Genomic DNA, 19,213 nt, shown 5'->3' with positions numbered 1-19,213 from the left:
GGCTATTTTAATTGCAAATCGCTTTTAAACAAATAAATTTATAAAATATATTAAGCAAAAATTAATTTTGTATTTTTTTATAAATTTACAAACGATTTTTAGCTAAAATCAAGCAAAATTTAAAACTAACGAGGATAAAAATGCAAAATTTAGATATAAGAAAGGCGTATCTTGATTTTTTTAAATCAAAAGGTCACGAAGTCGTAGCTTCTGCACCACTCGTGCCAAATGATGCAACGCTACTTTTCACAAACGCTGGTATGGTGCCATTTAAGAGTATTTTCACAGGCGAAGTGCCACGTCCAACACCACCTATCCGCACTAGCTGTCAGACCTGCATAAGAGCTGGCGGAAAGCACAACGACCTAGATAACGTCGGCTACACAGCGCGCCACCACACATTTTTTGAAATGCTTGGAAATTTTAGCTTTGGCGAATACTTCAAAAAAGAGGCGATCGCTTACGCTTGGGAATTTGTAACAGAAGTACTAAAACTACCAAAAGACAAACTTTATATAACCGTTCACGAAAGCGACGATGAAGCATTTGAAATTTGGAGTACTCACATCGCAAAAGAGAGAATTTACCGCTTTGGCGATCATGATAACTTCTGGCAGATGGGCGATACTGGACCATGCGGCCCTTGCAGTGAAATTTTTTACGATCAAGGTGCTGAGCACTTCAATACACCTGAAGATTACATGGGCGGCGACGGTGATAGATTTTTAGAGATTTGGAATCTTGTTTTCATGCAGTATGAAAGAAGCGCTGATGGCAAACTAAGCCCACTACCAAAGCCAAGCATCGATACAGGCATGGGACTTGAGCGTGTTACTGCTATCTTGCAAGGTAAATTTAGCAACTACGATAGCTCACTTTTTATGCCGCTAATTAACGAAGTAGCAAAGCTTTGTGGCAAGCCATACGTCTATGAAAGTGGCGCTAGCTACCGCGTCATAAGCGATCACATCCGCTCGGTCACATTTTTGCTGGCTCAGGGCACGACATTTGATAAAGAAGGCCGTGGCTACGTGCTTCGCCGCATCTTACGCCGTGCGATCCGCCATGGATACTTGCTAGGCATAAAAGAGCCATTTATGTATAAGCTTGTCGATAAAGTTTGCGAGCTAATGGGCGAGCACTACACCTATCTAAATGAGAAAAAAGCGGCTGTAAAAGAGCAGATCAAGCTTGAAGAAGAGAGATTTCTAGCGACTATTGCTAGCGGTTTGGAGCTATTTGAGAGCGAGCTTAAAAATACAAAAGAAATTTTTAGCGGAGAGGCTGCGTTTAAGCTTTATGACACATTTGGCTTTCCACTTGATCTAACAGCTGATATGCTTAGAGAAAAGGGTCTAAAGGTCGATGAGGCAAGGTTTGATGAGCTTATGAGTGAGCAAAAAGCACGTGCAAAAGCTGCCTGGAAAGGCAGTGGCGACAAGAGCGCGAAGGGCGACTTTAAAGAGCTACTTGAAAAATTTGGCGAGAATAAATTTATAGGCTACGAAGAGCTTAAGAGCAAAAGTAAAATTCTAGCCCTGCTTGATGAAGAATTTAAAAATGTAGATAGTTTAGATGCTGGCAAAGAGGGCTGGGTGATGTTTGACGTCACTCCATTTTATGCTCAAAGTGGCGGCCAGTGCGGTGATAGCGGTAAGATAGTAGGCAAAGCAAATGTGCTTGATACACAAAAATTTCATGGGCTAAATTTATCTTTAGTAAAAACTACCGTGGCACTAAAAGTTGACGACGAAGTAGAGCTTGAAGTTTCTAGCGATAGAGCAGAAACTGCACGTCATCACAGCGCTACACACTTGCTTCACGCAGCCCTTAGAAGCGTGCTTGGCACGCATATCGCTCAAGCTGGCTCAAACGTCGAGGCAGATAGGCTAAGGTTTGACTTCTCTCATCCAAAGGCGCTTACTAGCGAAGAAATTTCAAAGGTCGAAAACCTTGTAAATGAGTGGATCTTAAGCGGTGCAAATGCAAAAACGCAGGTTATGGAGCTTGAAGAGGCTAAAAAAAGTGGAGCTATCGCACTATTTAATGAAAAATACGCTGATAATGTAAGAGTCGTTAGCTTTGGCGACGTCAGCAAAGAGCTTTGCGGTGGCACACACGTGAAAAATATAGATGAGATAGGATCATTTTTCATCACAAAAGAGGGTGGCGTAAGTGCTGGCGTTAGGCGTATAGAGGCTGTTTGCTCAAGAGCTGCGCTAAATTTAGCAAGGTCTTTTAGAACAGAGCTTGATGAGCTAAAAGATGAACTAAAAAGCACTGAGCCACTAAATGCGGCCAAAAAGCTAAAAAATGAGCTAAAAGTTTTAAAAGATAAACTAAAAAATGCTAAAAATTCTCATGAGCTAGTCTATTTAGATATAAATAAAACCAAACTTTGCGTCACAAGCGTAGATGGTGGAGATATAAAAACCTTGATAGATGAGTTTAAAAATGAGCATGAAAGTGCTGCTATTTTGCTAATCCAAGCCGATGAGAGTGGCAAAATTTCTCTTGCAGCTGGAGTTAAAAATGCTCCTTTAAAAGCTGGTGCTTGGGTAAAATTTGCAGCACAAATCCTAGGTGGCAATGGCGGTGGTAAAGATGACTTTGCAACAGCCGGTGGCAAAGATGCATCAATGATAGAAGATGCGATAAAAGACTCACTTGAGTACGCAAGGCAAGCCTTAGAAAAATGAGTCATTACGATATAGCTTTTATAAAATTTGACCAAGTAGTACTATTTTTGCATGTATGCTTTGTAGCTCTTTTTGTGGGGCTACAAGCCGGTCTTGTGCTTGTTGGAAGTTACTTTATAAAAAATAAATTTGAAGACAAGGAACGCTATCACATCTTACTTCACATTATAAGACGCTTTGGCATTGCGATTTTCATACTAATCCTTTGCGTGATAGCTACAAGCATAGTTATAATTTTTGGATTTTATGATGCAAATTTGACAAATCCTATGGCAAGTGCGATGGTGGCAACAAAATGCGCAATAGAACTATTTTTGCTATTAAATTTAAGCTATATATTTTATAGATACAAAAAGGCCTTAAAAGCACTAAGATCGCATGAAATGATCGAGCTAAATGAGAGTTTGATCGTTATAATTTATTACTTCACACCGCTAAATTTATTAGCTTCTCTAGCAGCTATTTATCTTGGTATAAGCTATAAGGTGTTTTTATGATAACACTCGCTTCAAGCTCACCAACAAGGGCAAATTTATTAAAAGATGCTGGCATAAATTTCACTCAAATTTCTTTCCAGTTTGACGAGAGCAAGATAGAAAAAAATGTAAAGCCTGAAATTTATGTCCAAAATGTCGTAAAAGCTAAAAAAGAGCAATTTTTAAAAGAAAATATAGATCTTAAAAATTTGCTCTTTGCAGATAGCTGTGTGGCGTGTGGAGATAAAATTTTAGGTAAAGCAAAGGACGAAAAAGAAGCGATTGCCATGCTAAATTTACAAAGCGGTAACGAATGCAGCGTCTATACGGCGATGATATTTTTAGGCGAATTTGAGCTTATAAACGTAAGTAGAACTACGTATAAATTTAAAAAATTTGACGAGTATGACCTTAATGAATACATAAAGAATAATGAGTGGCAAGGTAAGGCTGGAGCCATGACGATAGAAAATTTTAATAAAAAATATATCATCTCCCAACACGGCGAAACCAGCACAGCCATGGGACTAAATTTAAAAATATTAAAGGCATTTTTATGAAATATATCTTGGCATTTATCTTTATAGTTGCCATTTCACTTGGCGGAGCATTTTTATATTTTTATTCACAAGTTAGATTTGATGCTTACGCTATTATTGATTATAAACCAAAGCTTACAACGCAAATTTTTGATAGAAACAATGAACTCATCGCAAATATCTTTGAAGAAAATAGAATTTACGTAAAGTATAACGACATCCCGCCGCGTGTCATAGAAGCACTCGTGGCTATTGAGGATACGAGCTACTTTGAGCATGGTGGCATAAACGTAGAAGCTATGGCAAGAGCTGCCATAAAAGATATCAAGGCTAGAAAGCTAGTAGAGGGAGCTTCAACACTAACACAACAACTCATTAAAAATTTGGCTCTAAGCCGTGAGAAGAAATTTACAAGAAAGATAAAAGAAATAGTGCTTGCCATGAAGCTTGAAAGCGAGCTTAGCAAAGAAGATATCATCGAAAGATACCTAAATCACGTATATTTTGGACATGGCTACTACGGCATAAAAACAGCAGCTGAAGGATATTTTAGAAAAGAGCTAAATGAGCTCAGTATAAAAGAGGTTGCCATGCTAGTTGGCTTGCCAAAAGCTCCAAGCACCTATGATCCTACAAAGCACCTTGACCTATCACTTAGCCGTGCAAATAGAGTACTTGAGAGAATGTATAGCATCGGCTGGATAAACGAGGACGAGTACCGCAAAGGCGTGCTTGAAGAGCCAGCAGTCTTTGACGATACACTCACAAGAAATAAAGCTCCTTACGTAGTCGATGAGATAATAAAAGAGGCTTCAAAGAAATTTGACGATATAAAGACTGGTGGCTATAAGATACAAAGCACAGTTGATCTAAATGTTCAAAAGATCGCTCAAGACGCTCTAGTCTATGGCTACAATGAAATTTTAAAGCGCGATAAAAAAGCAAATGCAGAAATCCTAAATGGAGCTATAGTAGTCACTCATCCACAAAGTGGTCAAATTTTGGCACTAATTGGCGGTATTGACTACGCAAAAAGCAGCTATAACCGCGCCACTCAAAGTAAGCGCCAGCCAGGATCAAGCTTTAAGCCGTTTATCTATCAAATAGCACTTGATAGCGGCTACTCAGTCGTTTCTCAAGTGGCTGATATCGCTAGGACATTTGACATGGGAAATGGCAAAGAGTGGACGCCAAAGAATTATAGTGGTGGCTTTCAAGGCTATATCACTATAAAATCAGCCATAACCCAGTCGCGCAACCTCGCAACCATAAATTTGCTAAACGATCTTGGCCTTAGCTCGGTTCGTAAACAGCTTACTGATATGGGCTTTAACGATATCCCAGAAAATTTATCTATCGCACTTGGAAGTTTTGGGATTTCACCACTTGATTTTGCAAAATTTTACTCGATGTTCCCAAATGAGGGCGAGATGGTTGAGCCAACACTTATTAAGCATATAGAAAATAGTTTTGGTGCGTCGATGGATTATGAACCACAAAGAAAGCAAGCGCTAAAACCAGAACAAGCATTTTTGATGACGACACTTCTTCAAAATGTCGTAAATAACGGTACTGGACGTAACGCTAAAATAAACGGTATCCAAATAGCAGGCAAAACCGGCACAACAAACAATAACATCGATGCTTGGTTTTGTGGCTACTCGCCTGACATCGAAGCGATAATCTGGTACGGAAATGATGACAACAGTCCTATGAAAAAGATTGAAGGCGGTGGTAGAACAGCCGCACCTGTGTTTAAGAAATTTATGGAAGGCTACATTAAGCTTTATCCTACTTTAAGACGTGCATTTGAGCAGCCAGATGGTGTTTATAAAGGCTATTATGGTGGCAGTGACGAATACTACACAAACGACTCACCACTACCTCAAAATATACCGGCAAATGACATCATACAAGATCAAGAAAATGATGGATTATTATTCTAGGAAGATAAGATGAGGATTAAAATTTTACTTTGTTTAGTAGTCGCAAGTATTGCATATGGCGCCAATCTAAATACAGCCAGCAAAAACGAGTTAATGGAGCTTGGTCTAAGTAAAGGCCAAGCGTTAAACATTATAAAATATAGAAAAGCCCATAAATTTAAAAGTATCAATGAGCTTGAAAGAGTCCAAGGTATTGGCTTTAACGATATGCAAAAAGTTAAAGAAAAACTTAGCATAAAAGAGAATGCGAAAGTCAAAAAAAATGAAGCAAAAAACTCCAAAGGCAAGAAAAAATAATCTTATTTTTTATTTAAATTTTCTAGCCATTTACACTTGAGTCCTATTATTATGGCTTTTTATAAAATAATCCACTCTTTTTTTATACTCTTTTTCTTATATTTGCAATTATTTTTATCTTAGTTTTTGTTGGCATTTAATGAGTTTAAATTAAGAGCAAAAATTATCTCATTTTCTATAGTTGCAATAGCTATCATATTTTCATTAACGCCTAAAATTTTTATACCATTTTTTAGAGAACACTCGAATTTAAGGACCGTATTGCTCCCATACTATCCCATCTACTCAGCTACAAAACTAGTAAAATCACTCACATAAAAACCACTACCTTTTACTTATGTAGCAGATGATGCGGTACTAGCTAATGATAAAAAGAAAATTTTAGTTTTGATAGTTGGCGAGACGCAAAGAAGCAGAAACTACTCACTAAATGGCTACGCCAAAAATGATACGAATAAATTTACTAAACAAAAAGGTGTGGTAAGTTTTACAAATTTCTACTCATGTGGAACAGCCACGGAGACTAGCGTGCCTTGCCTATTTTCAGACTTAAAGCGAGAAAATTTTAGCAACCGCGAAGCAAAAGCTCGTGAAAATTTAGTTGATATCATCAATAAACTTGGCATAAAAACATACTTTTTTGGCAACAATAGCGGCGGTTGCAAGGGCGTTTGTAATAATCTTGATCAAAACCATACTTCAGATCATCGAGCAGAAGGCTTTGACGAAGTGATATTTAATGAAGCAAAAAAGGTCATCGAAGATGCAAATTCCACCACCTTTATCGTGCTACATCTGCAAGGCTCGCACGGCCCTATCTACTACAAAGGCTACCCAAGCAAATTTAAAGAATTTACCCCAACATGCGACACTGCCGAGCTAAACAAATGTACACCAGAAGAGATAGCAAACACCTACGACAACACCATTTTATATGAGGACTATCTACAAAGCGAGCTAATAAACGCCCTTGAAGCAAGAAAAGATGAATTTAAAGTTGCCATGTTCTTTTTCTCAGATCACGGAGAGAGCCTAGGCGAAAACGGCATATATTTACATGGTCTGCCTTACTCCATCGCCCCAGATGAGCAAAAACACATCCCAGCCATCGTCTTTTCAAGCGATAGAGAACTTTTAAAAAGGCTAAAAATTAGAAAAAATGAAAGTCTTTCGCATGATTTTATATTTAGCTCAGTTCTTGGATATTTTGGAATAAAAACTAAGGCTTATGAGCCAGAATTTGATATCTTTAGGTAGTAAATTTAAAGCCAGCCTAGGCAAGAGCCTGAAGCTGGCGTAAATTTAAAAGCTGATCTCTTTTATATCAGCTACTTTTAGTATCTCACTATAAATTTGACCGATGATCGCGATGCGATTGTTTCGCACTTTCTCGTTTTCAACGTTTATCATAACTTTGTCAAAAAACTCATCGATCTGTGGTTTTAGGGCAAATAGCGCTTTTAGCCTTGGCTCATACGCTAGGCTCTTATTGACCGCTTTAAATGCATCATTTAGGGCTTTTTCAGCATCTATCTCAAAGAGGCTCTCATCGACCTTGCTAAATTTATCATCTTTTATGATGTTTGCAAGGCGCTTAAATGTCGAGAAATTCTCTCTAAAATTTGGCTCGCTTGAAATTTTAGCAAGTGCCTCTATCATCTTGGTTAGCTCCAAGATATCCTTTTCGCCGCTTTTTATGCATGCTTTTACGATAGAAGCGTTTGCGTCAAAGAAGGTGTAGAGCCTATCAAGGATGAAATTTATAAGCACTTCAACATCAAATTTTTTATAGTCTTTTGCGACATCTTCTAAAATTTCTTTTACGTTAAATTTCAAACTATGTGCCAAAACGATCTTTATCACGCCATTTGCCGCACGTCTTAGAGCGTATGGATCTTTGGTGCCGCTTGGGATTTTACCGATACTAAAGAGCCCCATTAGCGTATCAAGCTTGTTTGAAAGTGCCACAACCGAGCTAAATACCTTGCTTGGGCACTGTGCCTCCTCGCCGTCTGGCAGATACTGCTCTTTTATGGCCAAAACGACGTCTTCATCCTCATTTTTTGCCTTTGCGTAGTAAGCACCCATGATGCCTTGAAGCTCGGTAAACTCATAAACCATCTGCGTTGTAAGATCAGCCTTGCTTAACATCACAGCTCGCTCAAGCTTGGCTCCATACTCGCCAGCTTCTTTTTTGAGTAGTTCATCGTAGTTGCTGGCTAGTTTTTTAGCCACTTGTAGCTCTCTAAGCTCTTTTTCGTAGATACTTCCAAGCTCTTTTAGGTAGGTTATATTTTTTAGTTTTTCTGGGCCAAATTCGTGCGCTAGGTCGCTTTGCCAAAAGAACATCGCATCACTTAGTCTTGCTCTTAGCACCTTTTCGTTGCCCTTGATGATGAGCGAATAGTCCTGCGTTATGGCGTTGCTAACAACCACAAAGCCATTTGCCAGTTTGCCACCTTTAAAGACTGGGAAGTAGCGCTGATTTTCTTTCATAGAAGTGATGATGACCTCGCTTGGCACCTCCAAAAATTCCTCTTCAAATGAGCCAAGAAGTGCCGTCGGATACTCAGTGATCGCCACGACTTCAGCCAACAAGTCTTTATCGATCTCGATCTTTAGCCCACTTTTTTGGCTGATCTTTTCAAACTCATCAAGGATTATTTTTTCTCTCTCGTCTGCTTCAAGCACGACACCACGGCTCTTTGAGCCTTCAAAATACTCTTTTATATTTGAAATTTTTATCTTGTCGTAGCTGATACTTCTGTGAGGATAGGTAGAGTTACTGCTCTCTACGCCAAATTTGTTAAATTTAATGACCTCATCTCCAAGCAAGCATAAAAACGATCTTATCGGGCGGATAAACTCAAACTCACCGTTGCCCCAGCGCATAGACTTGCCAAAGCTAAGGCTCTTTAAAAACTCTTCAACCATCTCACCCATTATCTTAGCAACCAGCTCGCCCTTCACCTCTTTTTCGTAGTAAAGCACCTCTTTGCCGTCTATCTCTTTAAATTTAAGCTCACTATCATCTATGCCGCATTTATTTGCAAAGCTGAGTGCTGCCTTTGTAAATGCTCCGTCTTTTAGTGCTACTTGCTTTGGCGCACCGATAAAGCTAGCTACGCTGTCAGGCTGAGATTGTGGAAAATTCTCATGGAAAAAGACCAAACGACGCGGCGTATAATAAAATTTAAAAGGGCTTACAAGATTATATTTTTCAAGTACAGCCTGCCATTTAGCATTGATATTTGGCAGCTCCCTTAAAAAGGGTATCGCTGGAAGCTCCTCAACTCCAATTTCTAATAATAACTCTTTCATATTTCACTCTTTTTATTAAAATTTTCTCTTTTTTCTCTTACCATTTTTCTTACCCTCTCCTTCTCCTGTGACTGCAAAATGACGCCTCTTATCATAAAAATAAGAAATAAAACAAACACCGTAATCATAAAAATATCTAAAATTTGCACTCTCTACTCCACAATGATTTGGTTTTCTCTCTTGTAAATTTTAACTCTCGCGTTTTCAAAACTATACTCGCCATCTTTTAACTTTTTCTTACTATAAACCCTGATCTTACCGTATGGTGTATGCAGATAGCCCCTCTCTAGTCTACCCGAAATTTTAGCAAAGACATCGCCGCTTCTAGCTTCGCTTAATTGCGATGCATCTAGTAAATTTTCACTAATATCTTTTGTGCCATGCTCATTTATGATCTCATAATAGCTAACTTCAAGCGCATCTTTATAAATTTTCATTCGCCTTACTAAAACATCTAGCTCTTCGCCTACAATAACGCTATTTTTAGGATCATAAACATAAATTCCACGGTGATTTTTCGAGATAATAAAGCCATGTTTATCTTTTAAGATAACAACCGCTTTTTCAATCACGACTGGTACAGCTTCTGGATGATCAAAAAGTGTATCTACATCAGCCGTCTTATAGCTTTGTTCGCTTGTTTTTTTGTTGGCTTTGTTTTCATCTTTTTTAAAAATTTTACTTACAAATCCTTTTTTCACTGGACTTGGATCAGTTGAAATTTTAAACTTTAATGCAAAGTGATCCGAATAAAGGTCACTCTTTGCAAAGCCTTTTTCATCAACTGCAAAGCTTGGTTTAAAGACTTCAAAACTACCACCAACATAGCTTAGATCGCCATTTTCCATAAAACTAGGCGAAAGCAAAACATGATCGATCGCTCTTTTTTTGCCATGCACTGCGTGAGAATATCTATCTTTTGGCTCAAGCTCTTTATAAAGATCATAAAAATTTCTCGTTGCAATGATGTCATTTAGGATAGATTTTTGTCCAAAGGGCGAGTTAAAATCACCCAAAATAATTGCATTTTTCTCTTTACCCAGAGCCGTTCTTAGCGTTTTTTCAGCCTTTTTTTGCATATTTATGCCATTTTTATAAGTTGGAAAGTGATTTACAAATATGCTAAATTTCTTACCTTCTACCTCAAAAACAACCTTTAAAATATTTCTCGTCTTTACATTTGGAACTTTAAAAACTTCACTGCCACTTGGCTGTAACTTTGAAATAAGCCCAAGCCCAACAGGCGAGTTTTTCTCCTTTGTAAAGCTTACAAATTTATACTCGCTATCACTTACTAAGGCTTTTAAAACTTGCTCATTTTCGATCTCTTGAAGTGCGATAATGTCAGTATTTAGTGCATTTATGACTTGTCTTGTCCTTTGTAGTTTTGAATCAGCCGCCTCGCAGTCCCATTTTGATACGCCTACTTTAAAATCAAGATACTCGCTACCATCATCTTTGCAATCAAATAAATTTTGCACATTATAAGTTGCGATGCTAATTTCACTCGCAAATGCCACTAAAATGGTAAAAAACAAAGCAAAAACTACTCTCAAATTTCACTCCTAAAGTCAAATTCAGTGATATTTTGCCTGATCGCCTCATACGCGATAATGCCAGCACTCATAGCTAAATTTAAGCTCCTGCCCTCTTTTCCCATTGGTATGGTTATGGCGTTTTTAAAATTTATATCCATAAATTCTCTTGGCAGCCCAGTACTCTCGCCACCAAAAAATATAAAATCTCCTGGCTTAAACCTAGCCTCGTAGTAAAGCCTATTTGTCTTTGTGGTAGCGAAGAAAAATCTATCCTTGTGACTCAAGTTCGCTTCTAAAAATTCTTCCAAACTATCCCAAATTTTTGGATTTAAAATTTTCCAGTAGTCAAGCCCTGCTCGTCTAACAGCCTTTTCACTCAAATCAAACACGGTGGGTTTAACGATATGTAGCTTTAAATTTGCATTAACGCACATTCTACCGATAGCTCCAGTATTTTGCGGTATCTGAGGATAGACTAGGACTATGTTAAACATAAGCTTTCTTTGCCTTAAAAAGTGTTATAAACTAGCCTATTTTAGCCAAAATGGGCTTTTAAGAGTTTTAAAGACTAATCTTTTCTAGGCTTACGCTCGCTTAGATATTTTGAAATTTCAAGCTCTTGCCTACGTTTTATCTCTTTTGCAATTTCTTCGTTTTTAAAACCAGCTGATAAAATTTCCGCTACATCAACCTTCGCATCAAATTTTACCTCATAAATTCCAAGCTTCTTGGCACGCTCTATCCGCTCTTTATTATAAGCTCCAAGCCATGATTTTATGGGCATATTTAGAGCTATTTGCATTAGCTCTTTATCGATTGGCATGTACTTAAAATAAGGCTGCTTTAAGATAGAAAAGTAGCTCTTTGGCAGACGCATTTTCTCTAAAATTTCATTTGCGTCAAGCTCAAATTTGCCAAACAAAAGATACAAAAATAGCCTCTCATCATCCACAAATTCTCTAGCACTCTTAAGATCACTTAAAAACCCATCGTCCATAGAAATTTGCATACCAAAAATTTCTTTAAAAAGTCCAAGCTCAAAAAGATAGTAAGCTCCTTTTTCTAGATACTTTGCGCGAAAGAATTTAATAAGCTCAGTATTTATCCTATCTCTGCTTAGATGCTCCAAACTAAGGCTTTTCATAAGAGCTAGCGTCCCATCAGCTATGCTAAAATCAAGCCTCGCGCTAAACTGCACTCCTCTAAGCACCCTTAGTGGATCCTCTTTAAATTTTTCACTATCAATGTGCCTTAATGTCTTGTTTGCTAGATCTTGCTTCCCGCCGTAAAAGTCTAAAATTTCTCCATTAAAGATATTCATCATCATGGCATTTATAGTAAAATCTCGCCTAAGACTCGCCGTTTTTGGATCGTTAATATAGCTTACCGCAAAGTCTTTGTGTGAATTTCCAGTTTTGCTCTCGCTTCTTGGAAGCCCAATGTCGTAGTTTTTGTATTTATAGATGAAGTAGCTTTTGCCAACGCCACTCGCTCCAATGCTAGCCATTAGCTCATTAAATTTAGTAGGCTCAATGTCATAAACTTCGATGTCATAATCATAAATTTCTCGCCCCAAGAATGCATCTCTCACGCAGCCACCTACGAGATAGACACGTGAAGTAAATGGGGCAAATAGCGATCTAAAAAAGTCTAGCTCGCTATTTTTATAAATTTTATTCTTGATTTTTATCTCATTTTTTGAGCCATCTAATGGCTTATTTTGAGAGATTTTGGAGTCTATTTTCGATATTTGCAAGGGTAAATTCTAAAAATTTTGTCGTTAGTTCAAGCCTTGAAGCAAGATTTTGTTCACTAGTTTGTTTAAGCCCTTCAAAAAGCACTTCTATGCGTTCAGCAAGGTTTGCTAAGAAAATTTTCTCTTCGCTCACCTCTCTATTTTTTATTGGACTTACTGGTTCCTCTTTTACTTCAAACGCTTGCTCATTTTGTAAATTTGCCTCAACTTTTAGCTCGTTATTTAGCGCATTTTCATTATTCTCTATGGCCAAAAGCTCTTTTTTTAGATTCTCACGCTCGAGCTCTTCTTGCTTTTTACTTTGCAATGCTTCTATTTTCTCAAGCTCAGCGCTAACCTCACTGATTGCCATTCTAGCGATATCATCAAGCTTCATAATCTTATCAACCACCTTTTAAATTCATTTATCTCTTCATCACTTTTCATCGCTATAAAAAACTCTTTCATCTGCTCGTTTTTTATCGCTCGCTCTTTGCGAAGTCCGCTCAGACGGTTTATCGCGCTAAGGGCGTCTTTGTTTGATGGATCTTGCTTTAAGATATTTTTATAAATTTTAAGTGCATCATCTTTTAGCCCCTGAGCTTCGTAGATCAGTGCTTCAGTGATTGTGTTTTTCATTTTTTGATAAATCCTGTGATAACATCGCCTATCTCGCTAGTTGAGCAAATTTCAACCGCATTAAAAGCAGCGATGTCTTTTGTTCTGTAACCTTTTGCAAGTGCCTCTTTCACAGCATTTTCTATCGCATCTGCGGCTTCATTTTCACTAAATGCGTATCTTAGCATCATCGCTGCACTTAAAATGGTCGCGATCGGATTTGCTATGCCCTGCCCTGCGATGTCTGGTGCTGAGCCGTGTATTGGCTCATAAATTCCCACTTTACCGCCCATACTAGCGCTTGGCAAAAGCCCTATCGAGCCACAAACCATGCTCGCTTCGTCACTTAAAATATCGCCGAATAAATTTTCAGTAAGTATGACGTCAAAATTTGCTGGAGCTCTTACTAGTTGCATAGCTGCGTTATCTACATACATAAAGCTAAGCTCTACTTCATGGTAATTTTTAGATACCTCGCTAACGACTTCTCGCCAAAGCTGGCTTGTCTCAAGCACATTTGCCTTATCGACCATGCAGACCTTTTTCTTGCGAAGCATTGCTGTTTCAAAAGCAATCTTTGCGATGCGCTCGATCTCCATTTTAGAATAAACCATCGTATTAAACGCTCTATCTTCGCCTTTTTCACGTGGCTGTCCAAAATAAAGCCCGCCTGTTAACTCACGAACCACGACAAAATCAACGCCTCTTAAAACTTCTGGCTTTAGTGTGCTAGCATCCACTAGCTCATCAAAAACAATGGCTGGACGTAAATTTGCATAAGCTTCAAGCTCTTTTCTAATCTTTAAAAGTCCGCTCTCTGGCCTTAGATGTCTTGGCAAACTATCCCACTTCTCGCCGCCGATCGCTCCAAAAAGCACAGCATCAGAGCTTAGAGCAGAACTAAGCGTTTCATCTGGCAAAGGCACGCCAAATACATCATAAGCTGCACCGCCCATAAGCTTGTAGTCGTACTCAAATTTTATCCCAAACTCAGCACTAACAACATCTAAAATTTTTATCGCCTCATCTATGATCTCAGGACCGATACCATCGCCTTTTATAACACAAATTTTATATTCTCTCATTATTAATCCAACTTTACTTTTGCGTATTCTATAAGTCCGCCGGCGTTTAAAAGCTCTTGCATAAACGGCGGTATGGGGCTAAATTTATACTCTTTGCCGCTGGTTAGATTTACGACCGTGCCGTTATCTACGTCTATTTTTAGCTCATCGCCCTCGTTTATCTCGTCCGTTTCTTTGATCTCGAGTATCAAAAGTCCCGTATTAAAGCTATTTCTATAAAAAATTCTTGCATAGCTTTTAGCTATCACCGCGCCTATACCGGCAGCTTTAAGCGCGATAGGAGCGTGCTCGCGAGAGCTACCGCAGCCGAAATTTTCGCCCGCTACGATAATGTCGCCCTTATCTATCTTGGAGCTAAAATTAGGATCGGCGTCCTCCATTATATGTTTTGCTAAGATATTTTCGTCGGAAGTATTTAAGTATCTGGCGGCGATAATTATATCGGTATCGATATTGTCGCCGAATTTCCAAACTTTATTCATAGTTTCGCCTTTTTTAAATTTTCGAGATTTTAGCCAAAAGTAGCTAAATAATTCATCAAACGGCGAATAAAATTTGCGGCCTAAACGGCTAAAGGGCAAGGCAAAGGGCGCTAAACGCCCCTTTTATTTTTTTAAATTTAAAGAACACCTGCCTAGGAATTTACACGCCGGGCAAAAACCCGTAACGCCGACGATAATCGGGATTAACCCGATTAACGCCCAGTAGCTCTCGTAAAAATACCAAACCGCTACCGTAAAAATCAGCCCCAGTACGACCCTAATAATTCTACTTTTTACGCTTACCATATTTTTTACCTTTTCTTGAAAATTTTATAAAGTGGGCAGTAACCGTAATATCCCGTTAAAAGCGGAATTAGCCCGACCGTCCACAACCAGCAGTCGCAAATAAATCCGAAAATAAAAAACCAAATCGCCGCTATAATCAAACGTATAGTTTTATCTAAAACGCTCATTTTATCTCCTTTAAGCCAAAGCTTTTAGCATTCCGTTCATAACCATAGGTTTAAATCCGTAAATTTTAACCAGCCAACTCATATAGCTCTCTCTGGTAGCGCCGAAGCACTCTAACGTCGGAGCCGTTCCCTCCCAGTCGAACTCTACCATTATGGCCTTGCCGTATTTGGTGATAAAAGGGCAAGCCGTATATCCGGTAAATTTCTCGCTAGGTTCTTGTCCTTTTATCGTATCGGCTAAATTTTTAGCTAAGATCGGATACATTTTCCTAACGCTAGCCCCCGTTTTGCCAGACGCAAATCCGCAAATATCGCCGATACCGAATATATTTTTAAATTTTGTACTTTGCAGGCTGTATTTATCGACGGCTAGGAAATTTAGCTTGTCGCCCTCTTTAGTTAGGCCGGCGCGAGCTAAAATTTCGCTTCCTTTTTGCTTAGGCGGCAAGTGAAGCCAGTCGTATTTTACGTCGATTAGCTCGGACGCGATTTTATCTTCGCCGTTTTGCCTATACGCCGTCCAAAACTCGAAAGTGGCAGTATTTGAGCTTTTATCGACGGCTACGATTTGGTGGCGAAGATTAAATTTTATCTTTCTTTTTATCATTATTTGAGTCATAGCCGCGGCATAAGTCGGATCGCCGAAAAGTTTGCCGCCGCCGACGTAAAGATTAACGCTGCCTTTATCGCGGTTGCCGGCCAACCTCAGCCTATCTTCGCTCATGCATGTTACTTTTTTATTGGCGCCGCTGCATTTCATCGGGGTTTTTTGATCGCAAAATACCGCCGAGCCGCCGTTTTGAGAGAATTTTTTCATCAGCTCGTTGCTCTTTACGGCGCCTTGTAGAGTGTAGACGGAAGATATGTTGCCGCTCGTATCGTTAATATCCTCTAAGCTCAGACCTTTAACGGCCTCAAAGTCGTATTCCACGCCGCTTGCTACGATTAGATAATCATACCCCAGCTCGCTCCCATCGTCTAGGACGAGTAGATTGGCTTCGGGCTTTATTTCCGATACGTTTTTGCGTATCCACTCGGCTCCTTGCGGGATATAATCCGCTTTTTCGTAAACGACGTCGCTAGCTTCGTAAATTCCGACGGCGATTAGCGTAAAGCCCGGCTGGTAGTAAAATTTCTCGTCTTTATCCACGAGAATTACCTTGGCGTTAGGCATATCTCTTCTAAGTTTAGCCGCCAACGCGATACCGCTAAGTCCCGCGCCCATTATGACGATTTTAGAATTTATATCGTCGTTTTCGCCACCCGTTACCGAGCAACCGCTCATACTTGCGGCTAGCCCCACGGCCCCCATTAGCTTTAAAGCGTCTCTTCTTTGCAGTCCTTTCATAAATTCTCCTTTTAAACGAGTTTATGAAATGCTACCTAAAAACGGCCGTCCTCTCCGTAACAAAGTTACCTTAAAACGAGAATTTTAAGAAACAAGCCTTATTTCGCCGCGGCTTTGCGTTATTTGCCCGCTTCTCTCAAGCTCTTTTAGCACCCTAGATACCGCCTCTCTAGCGCTTCCTAGATGATTCGCCAGTTCTTCGTGAGTTATTTTTATAAAATTTTCGTTTAGGTTTTCGATGCTTTGGGATAAAAAATTCATAATCCGCACCGAAAGCGGCGAAAATAAAGCCTGTTCCATAACGTTTATGGTTCTGGCAAACCGATCGGCTACGATTTTTAGAGTAAAATTTAAAATGCTCGGATATTTTTCTTTAAGAGGTTTGTAAATCCGCGCCGGAATAACGATGATCTCGCTATCTTGCTCGATTTCGACGCTTACTTTATTTTCTAGCGAATTTATAGAACACGTATCGCACAGTACGCAACTCTCGTCTTTAGTTAGCCTAAATATCGTTATTTCCTTTGCGCTAGACGATACGAACGCCCTTAAAACGCCTTTTAGTATAAGGATAAATCCGAAGCAATCGTTTCCGGAGTAAAATATATCGCCCTTTTTTACGGTTTTTAGATACGCGTTAGCAAAGATCGCATTTAGATCCTCGCTTGCTAGATCGAAATTATTCGTAAACCTCTCGCGCAAAATTTCTTTTAACTCTTCGCTTAGCATTTTGCCCTTTCGTGACTTCGTTACAAAAATTTAACCTTATTATAGGTAATATTGCATAAAAATTTAATACGAAAAGAAAAACAATGCACGACGTTAAGAAAAACGACTCGCAAAGCAAAATAAAATCGCTGCCGATTATGCTTTTCGCCGGTACTATGGGGCTTGGAGGGCTTTGCTCGGCTTATAAGAAACTAAGCGAAATATTTGATTTACCGAACGAGATATTCTCGGCGCTTAGAGCGCTAGACTGCACGGTATTTTGCCTACTTTCGGCGTTTTACCTCTTTAAGCTTTTAAAATTTAAAGAAGAGGTAAAGGCCGAATTTTCGCACCCTATAAATCGGCGGATTTATCATCTCGCTTTTTCTTTTAGCTCTAGCCTACAAAGACGCGCCGCGACTATACTACTCGCTTTTTTACGCGGCTTTAGGCTTGCAAACGATTTTTACGCTTTACGTAATTTCTTTTTGGATCGACGAAAAATTCGATATCGCGACGCTAAATCCGGCATGGTTTATCCCCGTAGTGGGCAACTTGCTAATCCCGATCATAGCCAAAAAATCTCAAGCGATCTGGTATTATTTTAGTTTGGGGCTATTTTTCTGGATTATTTTATTCGCCGTTATATTTTATAGGTTAGTTTTTTGCGATAAGTTAGCCGACAAATTCGTCCCGACACTAGTCATTACGCTAGCGCCGCCGGCTATGGCGTTTTTGGGATACGTAAAATTAACCGAGCAATTCGACGCTTTTGCAGCGATACTACTTAATATAAACGTATTTTTCGTAGCGCTTATACTTTTTTCGTATAAAAGATTTATTAAACTCAAATTCGCCCTATCGTGGTGGGCTTTTACTTTCCCGACGGCCGCTAGCTCCATAGCGTTTTTAAAAGCTTACGAAATTACGCAAAGCGATTTTTACTTAATTTTAGGAGTCGGCGCTTTTGCGGTTCTAGTCGCTTCGATTTTGATAGTCGGGTTTTTAACGGTTAAATCTATAATAAACGGCAAAATTTTTTCGGAAAAATAGCCTTAGCTCAAAAATTCACTTTAGTAGTATTCGTAGCTAATTTCTAGCTTTTTATATAGGCCGATTTCCGTTATGTCGCCGTTTTCGTAGTATTTGTCCGCGGGCTTAAATTTGACCGAGGTTTTACGCGTCAAATTTCCTCGCTCGTCCCTCGTTATGTCTTTAAACTGCAATATTTGCCAGATTTTTGCCTCGGAGCCGAAGTAATTTACCGACGTATACTCCATCTCGTCGCCGTTTGCGGCGTAGTAATAGACCCATTTTGAGTTTGGGGCTTGCGTGATTTTTTCGTATTCGCCGTTTGGCTTGCGTTCGAAGCTTATCTCTATGCCGTGGCGCAGCTCCATATTATTTTCTATCCGCGTTAAAACGCCCTTTTCGTCGTAGACGTAGCTATCGTCCGTCACTAGCGTCCCGCCCGAATACGCCGCCCTAGCGATCATTTTGCCGTCCTTGCCGTAGGAAATTTTCTCCGTGCGGGGATAAAATTTATCCTCCACGTGCTGTTCTTTGGCCGTCGCGACTAAATTTTCGCCGTCAAATTCGTATTCGTAGAGATAAACGGCGCTATCTTGATACTTTTTGCGCACTAGCCCGTCTTTGCCGTACTCAAACAAAACCGAGCCGTTCGGTACGCCGTTTATATGCTCGGTTTCTTGCACTATATAGCCGTTTTCGTTAAACTCCGTCCGCTTTACGCGCGTATTTTCTAGCGTCCCGGAGCCGTCCATTGAGTATTCGTACTCCGTAGCCGTCATGCTTTTTACCTCGCCTTTTAGCTCTCTTTTGCTCCAGTCGTTTTGCGGTAAAACGGCCGAGTTTAGATAACAAACCGCCAATGCCGCCGCTAAAATAGCCTTTAAAATTTTCATTTTTATCCTTTTTCAAATCACGC

The 19,213-nt window shown here is 39.4% G+C and carries 21 protein-coding genes and 1 pseudogene; 9 read left to right on the top strand and 13 right to left on the bottom strand.

Annotated features, from left to right (window positions below; all coding sequences use genetic code 11):
• Positions 1–140 precede the first annotated feature (140 nt).
• The 7 genes from alaS to FZ940_RS07280 all read left to right on the top strand — a co-directional run bounded on the left by alaS (position 141) and on the right by FZ940_RS07280 (position 7,214).
• Positions 141–2,699 (top strand): alanine--tRNA ligase, encoded by a 2,559-nt coding sequence (gene alaS, locus FZ940_RS07305; protein WP_148822069.1) that lies wholly within the window; start codon positions 141–143, stop codon positions 2,697–2,699.
• Entirely contained in the window at positions 2,696–3,196 is a 501-nt protein-coding gene (locus FZ940_RS07300) for a hypothetical protein (RefSeq protein WP_054196863.1), read from the top strand. The genes alaS and FZ940_RS07300 overlap by 4 nt, the downstream gene beginning before the upstream one ends.
• Complete coding sequence (gene maf, locus FZ940_RS07295; RefSeq protein ID WP_148822068.1) at positions 3,193–3,735, top strand: septum formation inhibitor Maf; 543 nt, start codon at positions 3,193–3,195, stop codon at positions 3,733–3,735. Before FZ940_RS07300 ends, maf begins: the two co-directional genes overlap by 4 nt.
• Positions 3,732–5,660, top strand: coding sequence for a transglycosylase domain-containing protein (locus FZ940_RS07290; RefSeq protein WP_148822067.1), 1,929 nt, complete (start codon positions 3,732–3,734; stop codon positions 5,658–5,660). Before maf ends, FZ940_RS07290 begins: the two co-directional genes overlap by 4 nt.
• Before the next feature lie 9 nt (positions 5,661–5,669).
• Positions 5,670–5,957: a ComEA family DNA-binding protein gene (locus FZ940_RS07285; RefSeq protein ID WP_148822066.1), complete on the top strand. Its 288-nt coding sequence runs from the start codon at positions 5,670–5,672 to the stop codon at positions 5,955–5,957.
• A 126-nt stretch (positions 5,958–6,083) separates the two neighbouring features.
• Positions 6,084–6,275 (top strand): phosphoethanolamine transferase domain-containing protein, encoded by a 192-nt coding sequence (locus FZ940_RS09655; protein ID WP_316246151.1) that lies wholly within the window; start codon positions 6,084–6,086, stop codon positions 6,273–6,275.
• A 69-nt stretch (positions 6,276–6,344) separates the two neighbouring features.
• Entirely contained in the window at positions 6,345–7,214 is an 870-nt protein-coding gene (locus tag FZ940_RS07280) for a phosphoethanolamine transferase (RefSeq protein WP_258033409.1), read from the top strand.
• 45 nt (positions 7,215–7,259) lie between these two features.
• On the opposite strand, the gene glyS is transcribed toward FZ940_RS07280, so the two are convergent.
• From glyS to FZ940_RS07220, 12 genes are all read right to left on the bottom strand, one after another.
• A complete protein-coding gene (gene glyS, locus FZ940_RS07275) occupies positions 7,260–9,278 on the bottom strand; it encodes a glycine--tRNA ligase subunit beta (protein ID WP_148822065.1) in 2,019 nt (672 codons plus the stop codon).
• Between the two features lie 152 nt (positions 9,279–9,430).
• Positions 9,431–10,834, bottom strand: coding sequence for an endonuclease/exonuclease/phosphatase family protein (locus FZ940_RS07270; protein WP_148822064.1), 1,404 nt, complete (start codon positions 10,832–10,834; stop codon positions 9,431–9,433).
• On the bottom strand, positions 10,831–11,310 hold the full coding sequence (locus FZ940_RS07265) for a tRNA (cytidine(34)-2'-O)-methyltransferase (protein WP_148822063.1): 480 nt from the start codon (positions 11,308–11,310) through the stop codon (positions 10,831–10,833). The genes FZ940_RS07270 and FZ940_RS07265 overlap by 4 nt, the downstream gene beginning before the upstream one ends.
• A gap of 74 nt (positions 11,311–11,384) precedes the next feature.
• Complete coding sequence (locus tag FZ940_RS07260; protein ID WP_148822062.1) at positions 11,385–12,572, bottom strand: tRNA nucleotidyltransferase/poly(A) polymerase-related protein; 1,188 nt, start codon at positions 12,570–12,572, stop codon at positions 11,385–11,387.
• On the bottom strand, positions 12,532–12,948 hold the full coding sequence (locus tag FZ940_RS07255) for a CiaD-like domain-containing protein (RefSeq protein WP_103623912.1): 417 nt from the start codon (positions 12,946–12,948) through the stop codon (positions 12,532–12,534). The genes FZ940_RS07260 and FZ940_RS07255 overlap by 41 nt, the downstream gene beginning before the upstream one ends.
• The gene (locus FZ940_RS07250) at positions 12,945–13,190 is read right to left on the bottom strand and encodes a hypothetical protein (protein WP_148822061.1); all 246 of its coding nucleotides are present in this window, start codon (positions 13,188–13,190) and stop codon (positions 12,945–12,947) included. Before FZ940_RS07250 ends, FZ940_RS07255 begins: the two co-directional genes overlap by 4 nt.
• Entirely contained in the window at positions 13,187–14,254 is a 1,068-nt protein-coding gene (gene leuB, locus FZ940_RS07245) for a 3-isopropylmalate dehydrogenase (protein ID WP_148822060.1), read from the bottom strand. Before leuB ends, FZ940_RS07250 begins: the two co-directional genes overlap by 4 nt.
• A 2-nt stretch (positions 14,255–14,256) precedes the next feature.
• Positions 14,257–14,736 carry a 3-isopropylmalate dehydratase small subunit gene (locus FZ940_RS07240; RefSeq protein ID WP_148822059.1) on the bottom strand — a complete coding sequence of 160 codons (480 nt, stop codon included), beginning with the start codon at positions 14,734–14,736 and terminating at the stop codon, positions 14,257–14,259.
• A 123-nt stretch (positions 14,737–14,859) separates the two neighbouring features.
• The gene (locus FZ940_RS07235; protein ID WP_072594653.1) at positions 14,860–15,042 is read right to left on the bottom strand and encodes a YgaP family membrane protein; all 183 of its coding nucleotides are present in this window, start codon (positions 15,040–15,042) and stop codon (positions 14,860–14,862) included.
• Positions 15,043–15,047: 5 nt separating this feature from the next.
• Entirely contained in the window at positions 15,048–15,209 is a 162-nt protein-coding gene (locus FZ940_RS07230; RefSeq protein ID WP_021091464.1) for a YgaP family membrane protein, read from the bottom strand.
• A 10-nt stretch (positions 15,210–15,219) separates the two neighbouring features.
• Complete coding sequence (locus FZ940_RS07225) at positions 15,220–16,557, bottom strand: NAD(P)/FAD-dependent oxidoreductase (protein WP_148822058.1); 1,338 nt, start codon at positions 16,555–16,557, stop codon at positions 15,220–15,222.
• Between the two features lie 84 nt (positions 16,558–16,641).
• A complete protein-coding gene (locus FZ940_RS07220) occupies positions 16,642–17,286 on the bottom strand; it encodes a Crp/Fnr family transcriptional regulator (RefSeq protein WP_148822057.1) in 645 nt (214 codons plus the stop codon).
• Between the two features lie 83 nt (positions 17,287–17,369).
• On the opposite strand from FZ940_RS07220, the pseudogene FZ940_RS09830 reads away from it, so the two are divergent.
• Both FZ940_RS09830 and FZ940_RS07210 read left to right on the top strand, forming a co-directional pair.
• Positions 17,370–17,615 (top strand): annotated as a pseudogene (locus FZ940_RS09830) (SLAC1 anion channel family protein); the annotation flags it as partial.
• A gap of 10 nt (positions 17,616–17,625) precedes the next feature.
• Complete coding sequence (locus FZ940_RS07210) at positions 17,626–18,318, top strand: SLAC1 family transporter (RefSeq protein WP_148822113.1); 693 nt, start codon at positions 17,626–17,628, stop codon at positions 18,316–18,318.
• A gap of 20 nt (positions 18,319–18,338) precedes the next feature.
• Here FZ940_RS07210 and FZ940_RS07205 read toward each other — a convergent pair whose 3' ends face one another.
• Positions 18,339–19,190, bottom strand: a complete 852-nt coding sequence (locus FZ940_RS07205; RefSeq protein ID WP_148822055.1) for a hypothetical protein — start codon at positions 19,188–19,190, stop codon at positions 18,339–18,341.
• Positions 19,191–19,213: the final 23 nt, after the last annotated feature.

Origin of the sequence: Campylobacter concisus, assembly GCF_902460415.1 — a bacterium.
GTDB classification, from domain to species: domain Bacteria; phylum Campylobacterota; class Campylobacteria; order Campylobacterales; family Campylobacteraceae; genus Campylobacter_A; species Campylobacter_A concisus_Y.
Note: the sequence above shows the minus strand (reverse complement) of the source record. Positions and strands in the feature narration are given on the sequence as shown.